The sequence below is a fragment of the bacterium genome (genome assembly GCA_017744355.1).
Lineage (GTDB): Bacteria > Cyanobacteriota > Sericytochromatia > S15B-MN24 > UBA4093 > JAGIBK01.
This window is the reverse complement of sequence record JAGIBK010000001.1, coordinates 890891-904084: the sequence shown is the minus strand read 5'-3', so window position 1 is coordinate 904084 and position 13194 is coordinate 890891. Positions and strand designations below refer to the sequence as shown.

Genomic DNA, 13194 nt, shown 5'->3' with positions numbered 1-13194 from the left:
GCAACCTGTAAAGCGATGGTTGCCGGATCGGGCCTCTCGCTTTTCCCGCGCGAAGTTCGGCGGAAGTGCACGATCCCCCCCGGCGAAGCCCTTGCTACGATGCGCGAACCCGGTTTTCGGCGCGAAGCGGCGTGAGGCCTCTTTTCTCAAGCCTCGCCTCTCTTTAGCGCCATGCGAGGAGGCATGGTGTGATAGACCTGCACCCCTTGGCGGTGACGGGGGCCCTCAAGCCCGGTTACGAGCGGATCCTCACCCCGGCGGCGCTGCGCTTCGTGGCGGGCCTTGCCCTGCGCTTCGAGAACGACCGTAAGACCTTGCTAGCCATGCGCTCAGAACGCGCGCGCGACTACGTCGCCGGCAAATTGCCCGACTTTCTGAGCGAGACCGAGGCCATCCGGCAGGAGACTTGGCGTGTTGCCCCTGCCCCGCGGGATTTGACGGATCGCCGGGTCGAGATCACGGGCCCTGCCGAGCGCAAGATGATGATCAATGCCCTCAACTCCGGGGCCCAGGTCTTCATGGCGGATCTGGAGGATGCGCTCTCGCCCACATGGGACAACGTGCTCCAGGGCCAGCTCAACCTCATGGACGCGGTCCGCCGCACCATCCGCTTCGAGGCGCCGGGGGGCAAGGTCTACCGTTTGGTGGATAGCCCGGCAACCCTGGTGGTGCGCCCCCGCGGCTGGCACCTTTCGGAGAAGCACGTCCTGCTCGACGGGGAGCCGATCTCAGGCAGCCTGTTCGATTTCGGGCTCTACCTCTTCCACAACGCCCAGGCCCTTCGCGAGCGAGGAACCGGGCCCTACTTCTACCTGCCCAAGCTCGAAGGCCACCTGGAGGCGCGCCTCTGGAACGACGTCTTCGTCTTCGCCGAGGACACCCTCGGCCTGACGCGTGGCACCGTCCGCGCCACCGTCTTGATCGAGACGATCCTGGCGGCCTTCGAGATGGACGAGATCCTCTACGAGCTGCGCGGGCACATCGCGGGCCTCAACGCCGGCCGCTGGGACTACCTCTTCAGCATCATCAAGAAGCTCGGCATGCAGCGGGCTTTCCTCCTGCCCGACCGGGCGCAGCTGACCATGGAGGCGCCCTTCATGCGGGCCTACACCACGCGGCTGGTGCAGACCTGCCACCGGCGCGGGGCCCACGCCATCGGCGGGATGGCGGCCTATATCCCGAGCCGTAAGGACCCCGTCGTCAACGCCCGCGCGCTGAGCAAGGTCCAAGAGGACAAGGAGCGCGAGGCCCTCGAGGGCTTCGATGGCACCTGGGTGGCGCACCCGGACCTGGTGCCCATCGCCCGCGGGGTGTTCGAACGCGTCCTCGAGAACCGCCCCCACCAGCTCTCGGCCATGCCCCAGCGGGAGGTTTCGGCCCACGACCTCTTGGACGTTCGAATACCCGGGGCCGCCGTCACCGCTCAAGGAGTAAAGACCAACCTCGAGGTGGCCCTGCACTACCTGAGCGCCTGGCTCCAGGGCAACGGCGCGGTCGCCATCCACGACCTGATGGAGGATGCGGCCACCGCCGAGATCTCGCGCGCGCAGCTCTGGCAGTGGAGGATGCTGGAGGCCCCCCTCGAAGATGGTCGCCGCTTCGACGCCGCCACCTACCGCGCGGTGCGCGACCAGGAGCTTGCGCGCCTGCGCGGGACGATCGCCTGGCCCTTGACCGAGGCCGCCACCTTGCTCGACCAGCTGGTGCTGAATGACGAATTCGAGGAATTCTTGACCCTGAGCGCCTATCAGGCCCTCACCCCTTAACGTTCCCCCCACTTCCACGCAAAGGAGAGGCATGATGATGAGTGACGCCTTCGCGAAAGAGGCCGCGCGGCTCCGGCAGACCTGGGAGCGCGATGGGCGCTGGGCCGGAGTCCGCCGCGATTACTCCGCCGAAGACGTCCTGAAGCTGCGGCCCTCCCTGACGGTTGCCCACACCCTGGGGGAGCGCGCGGCCCAGCGCCTCTGGGCGCTGCTCAACGCCGAGGGGCACGTCAACACCTTCGGCGCCCTCACCGGGGCCCAGGCGGTCCAGATGGTGAAGGCTGGCCTCAAGGCCATCTACTTGAGCGGCTGGCAGGTGGCGGCCGACGCCAACCTGGCGCTGCATTCCTACCCCGACCAGAGCCTCTACCCCTCCAACTCGGTGCCGGCCATGGTCAAGCGCCTCAACAACGCCCTGATGCGCGCCGACCAGATCACCCGGGTCGAAGGGGATACGAGCGTCGACTGGTACGCGCCCATCGTGGCGGACGCCGAGGCGGGCTTCGGTGGTCCCCTGCACGCCTTCGAGCTCATGAAGGCGATGATCGAGGCGGGGGCGGGCGGGGTCCACTTCGAGGATCAGCTCGCCTCCGAGAAGAAGTGCGGCCACCTGGGCGGCAAGGTGCTGGTGCCGACCAGCCAATTCATCCGCACCCTGGTCTCGGCTCGGCTCGCCGCGGACGTGCTGGGGGTGCCGACGGTCCTCATCGCGCGGACCGACGCCCTGAGTGCTACCTTGCTCACCAGCGACGTGGACGCGACGGACCGCAAGTTCCTCACGGGCGAGCGCACGCCCGAGGGCTTCTTCGTCGTCAAGGACGGGCTGGAGGCTGCGATCGCACGAGCACTCGCTTATGCCCCCTACGCGGACGTGCTCTGGTTCGAGACGAGCCGGCCGGACCCGAACGAGGCCCGCTGCTTCGCCGAGGCCATCCACGAGCGCTACCCGGGCAAGATCCTGGCCTACAACTGCTCGCCGTCCTTCAACTGGCGTCGCAACCTGGACGAAGCGCAGATCGCAGGCTTCCAGAAGGAGCTTGGGGCCATGGGCTACAAGTTCCAGTTCATCACCCTGGCCGGCTGGCACCTGATCAACTACCACACCTTCGATCTGGCCTCCCAGTACCTGAACGATGGGATGAGCGCCTACGTCCGCCTCCAAGAGCAGGAGTTCGCCGCCGAGAAGAGCGGGTACACGGCCACGCGCCACCAGCGCGAGGTGGGCACCGGCTACTTCGACCAGGTGCTCTCCATCCTCTCGTGCGGACAGGCCTCGACCGGCGCCCTCGGGACCTCCACCGAGGCCGAGCAGTTCCACCCCTGAGGCCTGGCCATGTTCCCGAATCGGGCGCCGATCCCTTAAAATGATGCGACCATCACCGAGACTCGCATCATCATCCGCGCGCTGCGCGGCGCCCGAGGAACCCCATGCCCAACGCCGTCGTCGTCCTGTCCGTTCTCGTCGCCGCCATTGCGCTCGCCTTCATCGTCTGGCGCGCGCGGCGGCCAGGCGGGGCGCCGCGCGACCTGTCCGACCTGCACGCCGACGAGCTGGGCCTCGAATCCAAGGTTCTTTCCCCCGGCCACGGCCCGATCCCGAACCAGGGTGATCGGGTCGTCGTCCATTACGTGGGGTGGCTCGAGAACGGCCAGCGCTTCGACAGCTCGCGCGCCCGCAACCGCCCGTTCGAGTTCTGGCTCGGGCGTGGTGAGGTGATCAAGGGCTGGGATGCGATCGTCTCGCGCATGCAGGTGGGCGAGAAGCGCCTGGTGCGCATCCCCCCGGAGCTTGCCTATGGGGATCGCCGGGTGGGAACCATCCCGCCCGGCTCGCCCCTGCTCTTCGAGATCGAACTCCTGTCCATCGTGGATCTTCGCGCCTGACGCATCGTCGCCCTGAACGCAGCCCCTTCGTACAAGAGGAGACGTGGCCATGCATCCCCGAGACCTTGCGGTCGTGCTCTGGACCTTCACCGTGCTCGTGGCCCTCGGGGTGATGACGCATGCCTGGTTCCGGGCTCGCGCCCAGGCCGCGACCCTCGCGGCTCCCGCGCGTACGCTTGCCTGGATTTCCCTGGCGGTCCTCGCGGGCCTCGCCGTCGCCGCCTTCGCCGTCGCCCCCACTCCCCTCAAGGGCTGGCATGCCGTTGTTGGCTTGCTCGTCGGTGGTGGGTTGGGACTCGCCTGGGGCTACGGGCCGGGCTGGGCGTCGGGAGCATCCGGGGATGCGGTTCGCGATACGCTTGTTCGCTTTGCTACGGCGCTCGTGCCCTTCGTATTGGCCGATGCCTGGGTGAGCGATCCGGTGCTTTTGACCTACGGCCTCTTCGGGGGCGTTTTAGGCCTTTCGGCCACGGTCTTGCCACTCTCGCTTTCGGAAGAGCCGCGAGCCGAGGCGATGGCGCTCACCCTGGCATTGGTCGGGGGGATGGCGGCCGCGGTGGTATGGGGCGATCGCGCCGTCTCCCAGTACGGAGTCGGCACCGCACGCGCGCTCGGTTGGTCGGCGCTTGCCGTGGGGGTGCGCTACGCGACCCTTTCGCTGCCACGAACCTGGGGGCCGCTCGCCGGAGCCTTGTTGCTTGCGGGCATCGCGTTCCCCGTGGGGCTGTGGGGACTGCGCCTCGATCCGCGCTTTCTGATGGCGGCGCTTGCGGGGGTGGCCGTCGCGCTCGTGCTCGGGGCGATGGCACGCCTTGCCGAGCGCGCTGAGCCCGCGCGGGCGATCGCAGACATCGGGATCGCGCTGGTGGCGGGCGGTGCCCTGCTCTTGTGCAACCGCTTCTTCGGCATCCACGGGGTGGCGATCGCCGGGGTGGGCCTCACCCTCTTCCTCGCGGATCAGGGTCGCGCCTTCTCGGCGGCGGGGCTGCTCGGGGCGAGCTTCGCGGGCCGGGCCCTCCTTCAGCTCTTCCTGGATCGCACTTACCTGCGCCAGGTGGGGGTCGATCTGACCCATCCCTACACCGCCTTCGGCCTGGTGGCCGCCTTGCTCGTGCCCTTCGCCCTGCAGGCCCTGCGCCGTTACTTCCCGCTTCGTGGGGTGCTGCTCGGCATCGGGGCCTTCTTCACCCTCCTGCTGCCCCTCGGGATGGGTTACTTCATCCACATCGAGCCGCTCGCCACCTACCTGATGGGCCTGATCCTCTTGGGGCTGACCTTCGCGCTGGCGCGTCCCGAGACCGGCACGCCCTCCTTTGCCACCCTCGTGCCGCCCCTGCTGCTCGGGGCCGCAACCCTCTCGTTGCTCTCGGCGCCCTGGCTCATCGCGGTCATGAACACTCCGCGCGCCTCGCGCATCGCCGTGTTCGCAGCCCTTGCGATCGTGGTGCTCGGCTACCTCCTCGCGTTGGTCCGCCGCCCCAATCAGCCGGTCGCGGCATGAGTCGCGCGAGCGCACTTGCGGTCCTTCTCGTGCTGGGGGCGTGCCCTCAGGCGATGGCCGTGTCGCTCCAGCAGGTGGCCACCGAGGCCCTCGGCGCGCGCGAGGGAGCGATCATCGCCCTCGATCCGCGCGATGGCACCCTGCTTGCGTTGGTCAACCCCCGGGTGGCGGTTGCCAGCGCCTTTCCGATCGGTTCGGTCGCGAAGCTGGTGACCGGCCTTGCGAGCCTGGAGGCGGGCCTGACGGACCCTGCGCGCCGGGTGCAATGCGACGGCCGCTATGGGGCGCACCGCTGCTGGCAGCGCCACGGCAGCGTCGATCTCGAAATGGCGATCGCTCAGTCCTGCTCGACTTACTTCTACGCCCAGGGCGAGGCGCTCGGCGCGCGACGCCTGCGCGCCGCCTTCCAGAAGGCGGGCTTCGGGTCGCGCACCGGGAGCGGCTTGCCGAACGAGATCCCGGGGCGGCTGGGGCCGGTCACCTCCCGCGCGGAAGTGCTCGATCTCGCCTACGGGGACACCGGCAACTTGCTTGCGACCCCCTTGCAGGTGGCTGGCTTCACGGCGGCCCTCGCGAGCGGTGGGGTGCGTCGCCGCCCGCACTGGCCGGGTGAGCCTGGAGCCGTCGTGGGGCAGGTGCCGGGCGGGGCGAGCCTCGAAGGGCTGCGGGTCGGCATGCGCCGCGCGGTCCTCGCCGGCACCGCCCAGCAGGCGAACGTGCCGGGGCTTGCGCTCTTCGCCAAGACCGGCAGCGCCACCCAGCTTGCGGCGCCTCACCTGCGTCATGGCTGGTTCGTGGGCTTCACCCCGACGCTCGCCGTGGTGGTCTTCGTCAAGAACGGGACGGGCTTTACGGCGGCCGCCCCCATCGCGCGCCGGATCTTCGAGAGGGCCCACGGATGAGACGCCGCTTCGCCGCGCTGCTCTTGTTCGGCCTCTTGGCGCTGCCCGCTGCCGCGCAGCCGGCTCCTGGCTGGGTGGAGGTCAGGGTGCTCGAACGGCGCGTGCGCGACAAGATAGAACTCTACTCGGCGCCGAGCGGCGCCTGGGGTGCTGGCCCTGCCGTCATCCAGGCCGTGGGCGACGGCCTTCGGATCAACGGCCGGCCCTTCTTGCGCAAGGCCCTCGTCCTCGGCGAGGGGCCGCAAGGAGTCGTGAGCTTGCAAGTCGACGCCGAGCAGCGCCGCTATCCGGGGCGCGTGCGCCTGTATGCCGAAGGCGGCCGTCTCGTCGTCGTCAACGAGGCGCCGCTCGAAGGTTACGTGGCGGGGGTGGTGGCGGCCGAGATGCCTTCCGGCTGGCCCCTGCAGGCGAAGCTCGCCCAGGCGGTGCTGGCGAGGACCCTCGCGGTGCGCGGCGGCGCGCACCAGGGCGGGACGCTCTGCGACCTGACCCATTGCCAGGCATACGCGGGCCTTGCGACCGGCGAGGCTGTGCGCGCCGCCGAGCAGACCCGTGCCCGGATCCTGAGTGCGGGCGGTGCCCCCATCCAGGTGCTATACCACTCGACCTGCGCAGGCCAGGGAGCGGACAGCCGCGCGGTCTTTGGCGGCACGCTGGTGCCATACCTGCTCGCGCAGCGCGACGCCTTCTGCGCCGCATCACCGTTCGCCACCCCCTGGCGCGTCCGGATCCCGGCGGTGCAACTGGCCTTAGCGCTCGGTCGTAAGACGGTCGAAGTCGTAACGTTGCGCGATCGCGCGCCGGGAGGCTGGGTCGCCGGGGTCGAGGTGGACGGCACCCCTCTGACCGGCTATCGCTTCTGGCAGGCGATCGGGCGTCACCTGGGCTGGGGGCTGGTCAAGAGCCTGAATTTCGAGGTTCGACGCGAGGGAACGGCCTTTGCCTTCATCGGCAAGGGCCTGGGCCACGGGGTGGGCCTCTGCCAGTGGGGCGCGCGCGGGCGCGCGCTGGCCGGCTGGGATTGGCGCCGGATCCTCACGGCCTACTACCCCGGTACCCACGTGCAGGAGCTCAGGCCATGAGGCGCCTCGCCTACGCCGTGGCCCTCGTGCTCGGTTTCTCGGGCGCGGCCGAGGCCGTGCCCCTCGAACCCTACCGCCACGATCCGGCGCTCGCACGCGAGGTGCGGGCGATCGCAAAAGCCGCCGTCCGCGCCTACCTCAAGGACGGCACCGTGCCCACCGGCGTGCCGCCTGGCGTCGACAAGCGCCTCCTGGTCGCGGGGGGAGCCTTCGTCACCTACGCCCGTTCGGGCAAGACCCGCGGCTGCTGGGGAACGGTCTACCCACAAGAGCCGACGCTCGCCGAGGCCATCGGGGTGGCAGCCGTCAAAGCCTTGCGCTATGACTACCGCCACGCGGCCATCAATGCGAGCGAGTGGGAGGGCCTCGACCTGTTCGTGTCGCTGGTCGGCCCGCTCACGTCCGTCGCCCAGCCCGCGGCCCTTTCGCCCATGCGCGAGGGCCTCATGGTCACGGCGCGAGGCCGCGGAGCGGTGCTTTTGCCGGGTGAGGCCCGCACCGCCCGCTACCAGCTCGCCGAGTGTCGCCGCAAGGCCGGTCTCGAGCCCCACGAGCCGGTCTTGATGTTCCGATTTTCCACCGTCGTCTACGGTCCAGAGAGCGAGGCCCTATGAATCTCCGTCGCGTCTTGACTTGGCTTGTGATCCTGGTCGTCGGTCTCTTCGGGGCGACCGGGGTCGGGATCCTCGCGAGCGAAGCCCCTGCGGGCTCGGCGACCGGGGTGGTCCGCGACGTGGCGGGCAACGCCCTGCCCAACGCACGGATCCACTTCATGGGGCCCATCACCCGCACGGCCATCGCCCAGGCGGACGGGAGCTTCCGGATGGATCGGCTGCCCATCGGGCAGTACAACGTCCAGGCGCGCGCCAAGGGCTTCGACAGCCAGTGGTCGAGCCCGCCCATCCAGGTCGAGGAGGACCGCACCGTCGCGAACGTGCGCTTTGCGCTCTCGCCGCGCGATCCGCACATCTCCTTCGCGCAGCACCAGCGAGTCTTCACCCCCCAAGAGAAGGTCCTCCTCTCGTTGCGCGGCACCCTCCTGGACCACATGCGCCTGAAGCTCTACCGCATCGACCTGGGGCGGATCGCGACCAACTCCAATTCCCTTTCGCGCCTCAACGACGCGACCCCGGCCTCGCTCGGCGCCTCGGCGACCCTGGTGCGCGAGTGGGACCGCACGGTGAAGCCCAAGTCGACCGATGATGACGACTGGTTCTTCCGAACCCTCGAGGTTCCCGACCTCTCGACTGGCGCTTACATGCTCGAAGTGGAGGGTTCCGGGGTGGTCCGGGGCGTTCCGGCAAAGCGTAGCGACACCTACTGGTTCGAGGTCACCCCCCTGTCGCTGGTCACCAAGCGCTCGGCCGATAAGATGCTGGTCTACGCCGTCGACCTCTTGACCAAGAAGCCGCTTGTGGGGGTGCCGGTGAAGGCCTTCGACGATCGCGGCTTGCGCTGGAGCGCCTCGACCGATGCCAAGGGCCTCATCCAGCGTCCTTTCCAAGGCACCGAGACCCTCATGCTGCTCGGCACGTACGCGGGGACGTGGGCGCACGCCCAGTCCTACTACTACGGCGGCGGTCAGCAGTACCGCGCCCAGCTCTTCACGGACCGTCCCATCTACCGCCCTGCCCAGGAGGTCTTCTACAAGGCCATCCTGCGTCGCGCGAAGGGAGGCGAGAATTTCAACCTGCCGGCGGTGCCCGTGACCATCGAGGTGCGTGACGCCCAGGAGAACGTGATCCACCGCCATGACACGCGGACCGACGCCCTGGGAGCACTCGACGGGCGCCTGAAGCTCCCCGAAGAGCCGCCGCTCGGTGATTACCGCCTGATCGCGCTGGTCGGCGGCGAGCGACACGAGGCGAGCTTCGAGGTGCAGGAGTACCGCAAGCCCGAGTTCAAGCTGGACGTGCGGCCCGAGCGCGCGCGTTACTACCCGGGCGAAACCGCCAAGGCGGTGGTGACGGCCTCGTACTACTTCGGCTCGCCGGTCGTGGGGGCCAAGGTCCGCTACAACGTCTTCTCGAGCCCCTACTATCCCTGGACGACCGAGGACGATGCCTTCTATTCCGGCTTCGCGGGCGACGAGGATTACGGCTGGGGCTACAAGAACCTGGTGAGCCAGGGCGAGGCGGTCACGGACGCGGCGGGGCACGTGACCCTCAGCATTCCGGCCGAGCTGAGCCAGGGAGAGGATGCCCCCCAGGACCAGCGCTACACGGTGGAGCTCGAGGCGGTGGATGCGAGCCGCCAGGTGGTGCGGGGCTCGGGCGGCTTTTTGGTCACCCAAGGTGCCCTGAGCCTGGAGCTTACCCCCGATCGCTACGTCTACCGTCCGGGGGCCTCGTTCAGCCTCACGGTGCGCGCGGCGGATCTCGACGGCCACCCCGCCAAGGCGCCCTTGAGCGTTCGTTTGGAGACGGTCGAGACCGTCACTAACGACGAGGGTCGCACCTACCAGACCAAGCGTACCCCAGCGGGTACTTGGCAGCTTGAAACCGACGCGCAAGGCGTGGCGCGCCTGGAACAGGCGCTTCCCGATCGCTCGGGCGACTACCGCGTGCTGGTGACGGCGAAGGACAAGGACGGTCGCTCCGTGACGGCGGCGACCTCTCTGTGGGTGGCGGGCGAGAACTGGGCGGGGGAGACCTATCGCCAGGGCCTCATTCGGCTGACCTTTGACCGCAAGCGGTATCAGGCGGGTGAGACGGCGAAGGTCCTGATCCAACTGCCGCGCAGCGACGTCTATCCGCTCGTGACGGTCGAGGGGCAGCGCCTCTACCACGCCGAGGTGCTCCCGGCAGGCCAGGCGGCGAGGGTCGTTTCGATCCCCGTCACCAAGGACTATTCCCCCAACGCCTTCGTCTGTGCGGCGGTGGTGGACGGTAAGGCCTTCCTCCAGGCGGAGCGCTCGCTCAACGTGAGCCCTGACGCAGCCTTCCTCTCGGTGAAGGTCAAGCCCTCCAAGGAGCGCTACCTGCCCGGCGAGGAGGCGCGGCTCGACGTGGAGACCCGCACCCTCGCGGGCCGGCCGGTCTCGGCCGAGGTGGCCCTCGGGGTGGTGGACGAGGCTATCTACGCGCTTGCGCCCGACCGCACCCCGGACATCCGCCGGACCTTCTACGGTCCTTCGTGGAACCGGGTGACGACCTCGTACTCATTCGTGGAGGACTACTCGGGCGGCCCCGGCAAGGATACCGAGGAGCCGCGCGTTCGCAAGAACTTCAAGGACACGGCCGCATGGTTCCCCGCGATCCGCACCGGCGCCGACGGCAAAGCTTCGGTCCGCTTCGTCTTGCCCGACAACCTGACCACCTGGGTGGTCAAGGCCCAGGCCTACACGGCGAACACTCAGGTGGGCGTGACCCGCGAGAAGTTCCTGGCGACCAAGGACCTCCTGGTGCGCATGGCCATGCCGCGCTTCCTCGTCATGGGCGATCGCCTCGCCATCGCGGCTTTGGTCCACAACTACACCCCGCAGGACCAGGACGTGCGGGTCGCGTTTGCGGCCTCGAACCTGAAGGTGACGAGTGCCGTCCCCGAGCGCCTCTCGGTGGCGCGCAACGGCCTTTCGCGCCTGGACCTCTGGGTCGAGCCCCTGGCCCCCGGGACGGCGAGCTTGAAATTCAAGGCGGTAGGGACCAAGGCGAGCGATGCGCTGGAACTGGGCTTCCCGGTGCTGGCGCACGGCACGCCCGAACGGCAGGCCTTTACCGGCTTCGCCGAAACGGCGAGCCCTTCTGCGATCACGCTGGAGGTGCCGCCTGATGCGATCCCCGAGACCCTGCGCTTCGACCTGTCGCTGACGCCGACCCCGCTCGCGGCGGTCGGACCAGCCCTGGATTACTTGCGTCGCTACCCTTATGGCTGCCTGGAACAGACCACCAGCCGCTTCGTGCCCGAGATCCGCGTCTCGCGGACCCTCTCCCAGTTGGGCCTCGAAGCCTTCGCCCTGCGACCGGAGGCGCGAAAGCTCGCCAACGAGGGGATCGCCAAGATCGTCCGGTACCAGCACGCCGACGGCGGCTGGGGCTGGTTCGGTCCGGACGAGAGCGAGGTGGACCTGACGGCCTACGCGCTCTTCGGCCTGCGCGAGGCGCGCCTTGCGGGCTTCGAGGTGCCCGCCGAGCCCGTGCGGCAAGGCCTCGCCTACCTGAAGCGCCAGGGCGATCGCCTTGGCAAGGACCTGGTGACGCGCCATGAACTGCGGCGCGGCGCGGGGCCCGACGCCCTGGCCTCGGCCGTCTGGGCGCTCGGCGCCTGGCAGGAGTCGGTGAGCGCCCTGCGCGACAAGCTCTATACCGCTCGTGACGGCCTCTCGAACTACGGCCGTGCCCTTGCGACCCTCGCCTTCGCCGAGGCGGGAGAGGCGGCTCGGGCGCGGGAGCTGTGGTCGGAGCTCAAGCGCCGCGCCGTGCGCACCGGTGGTATGACCCACTGGGAGAGCGGGGCGGTGCCCTTCTCCTGGTACGACGCTGCCACCGAGACGACGGCGTACGCCGTGCGCGCGGGGCTTGCCGTCGCGCCGAACGACCCCGAGGTCCAGGAAGCCGTGCGCTGGCTCTTGATGACCCGCCAGGGCGATCGCTGGCAGAGCACCAAGGACACGGGGGCCATCGTGATGGCGCTCGCCGACGCGGTGCGCCTCGGGGCCGCCCAGGGCTTGCCCGAAGCCTGCGAGGTGAGCCTCGATGGCAAGGTCATCGAGCGCTTCTCGTTCTCGGGCGACCAGCGCTACCTGGGGGCGAGTCTTGTGATTGACGCCTCTCGCCTCTCGCCCGGCCGCCACGAACTCGCGATCCGGCCGGAAGGGACGGGCGGCTTGCCTTATGCCGGCTTGCTTTCCTACGACGCGCGCATGGAGGATATCCCGGCCAAGGCGAGCCCTGAGCTTGCGGTGCGCCGCGATTACTTTCAGCTTGACGAGAAGACCTTCGCCGAATGGCAGGCGAGCGGTGGCCTCTTCGGGGCCTCCTTCGATGCCAAGCAGGTGGCGAAGCTTGCGCCGCTGGGCCAGACGGCCAAGTCCCAGGCCAAGGTGCTCGTGCGCCTGACGATTGAGGCCAAGGCCCCCCTGCGCTACATGCTCGTCGAGGACCCGCTGCCGGCGGGCGCCGAGGTGGTGACGCCGCAGGGCACCGCGGGCTGGAGCGCGCTTGCGGTGCGCGACGAGAAGGCCGTCTTCTTCGAGCGCGAGCTGGCGTCAGGCTCCCATGCGCTGTACTACGTGCTTCGGCCCGAGCTGCCGGGGCGATACCACGTGCTGCCCACGGTGGCCGAGGGGATGTACGCGCCCGAGGTGCGGGCCCGCGGGGCTGAAGCTCGCTGGGAGATTGGCGAGTGAGGTCGAGAGTAGCCGTCGCCTGGGGCCTTGTTCCACTCTTGGTCCTGGGACTGGGGGTGGGGCTCTGGATGAAGCGCCCCTTCCAGGTGGAGCTCGGGGCCTTCCGCTCGGGCCTCTCGGAGCGTAGCGAGGCCCAGCGCGCGAACATCGCCCGGGCGGCGGCTGCCATCGACGGGAGGGTCATCGAGCCCGGCGAGGTCTGGTCGTTCAACGCGCAAGTCGGACCGCGCACGCCGGAGCGGGGCTACCGCCTCGCGCCCGCTTACCTGGAGCGGGATCTGACGAGCAGCATTGGGGGCGGCATCTGCCAGCTCAGCTCGACCCTCTACAACGCCGCGGCGCTAGGGGGGCTCGGAATCGTCGAGCGCCACCCCCACCTGCGCAGGGTGCGCTCGGTGCCGCCCGGCCGCGATGCGACCGTCTGGTACGGGCGCGCGGACCTGCGCCTCGAAAATACCGGCTCCTTCCCCGTGCGGCTCGAGGCGCGCCTCGAAGACGAGGCCCTCTGGGTCCGGGTGAAGGGGGACTCCCCAGGCGCTCGGCGCCTGCGCCTCGAGACCGAGCGGGTGCCGGATAGTCGGCCGCGATCGGCCACCTATCGCACGGTGCGCTACCTCTCGGGCGACGGGGCGCCGTTGGCCGAAGTTTTATCGGTCGATACCTATGCGGAGTAGAGCGTCTAACGAAACTGTTCCTTGCCATGAGCCGCAGG

9 protein-coding genes are annotated in these 13194 nt (G+C 69.3%); all 9 read left to right on the top strand.

The window, feature by feature from the left end:
• Positions 1-197 precede the first annotated feature (197 nt).
• Positions 198-1766, top strand: a complete 1569-nt coding sequence (gene aceB / locus J7643_04305; protein ID MBO9539799.1) for a malate synthase A — start codon at positions 198-200, stop codon at positions 1764-1766.
• 34 nt (positions 1767-1800) lie between these two features.
• Positions 1801-3090 (top strand): isocitrate lyase, encoded by a 1290-nt coding sequence (gene aceA / locus J7643_04300; protein MBO9539798.1) that lies wholly within the window; start codon positions 1801-1803, stop codon positions 3088-3090.
• Between the two features lie 104 nt (positions 3091-3194).
• The gene (locus J7643_04295; GenBank protein ID MBO9539797.1) at positions 3195-3650 is read left to right on the top strand and encodes an FKBP-type peptidyl-prolyl cis-trans isomerase; all 456 of its coding nucleotides are present in this window, start codon (positions 3195-3197) and stop codon (positions 3648-3650) included.
• Positions 3651-3699: 49 nt separating this feature from the next.
• Positions 3700-5151, top strand: a complete 1452-nt coding sequence (locus J7643_04290; GenBank protein MBO9539796.1) for a hypothetical protein — start codon at positions 3700-3702, stop codon at positions 5149-5151.
• Positions 5148-6053 (top strand): hypothetical protein, encoded by a 906-nt coding sequence (locus J7643_04285; protein MBO9539795.1) that lies wholly within the window; start codon positions 5148-5150, stop codon positions 6051-6053. The genes J7643_04290 and J7643_04285 overlap by 4 nt, the downstream gene beginning before the upstream one ends.
• Positions 6050-7135, top strand: a complete 1086-nt coding sequence (locus tag J7643_04280; GenBank protein ID MBO9539794.1) for a SpoIID/LytB domain-containing protein — start codon at positions 6050-6052, stop codon at positions 7133-7135. The genes J7643_04285 and J7643_04280 overlap by 4 nt, the downstream gene beginning before the upstream one ends.
• Positions 7132-7749: an AMMECR1 family protein gene (locus tag J7643_04275; protein ID MBO9539793.1), complete on the top strand. Its 618-nt coding sequence runs from the start codon at positions 7132-7134 to the stop codon at positions 7747-7749. Before J7643_04280 ends, J7643_04275 begins: the two co-directional genes overlap by 4 nt.
• Positions 7746-12482 carry a carboxypeptidase regulatory-like domain-containing protein gene (locus J7643_04270; GenBank protein ID MBO9539792.1) on the top strand — a complete coding sequence of 1579 codons (4737 nt, stop codon included), beginning with the start codon at positions 7746-7748 and terminating at the stop codon, positions 12480-12482. The genes J7643_04275 and J7643_04270 overlap by 4 nt, the downstream gene beginning before the upstream one ends.
• Positions 12479-13156, top strand: a complete 678-nt coding sequence (locus J7643_04265) for a VanW family protein (GenBank protein MBO9539791.1) — start codon at positions 12479-12481, stop codon at positions 13154-13156. The genes J7643_04270 and J7643_04265 overlap by 4 nt, the downstream gene beginning before the upstream one ends.
• Positions 13157-13194: the final 38 nt, after the last annotated feature.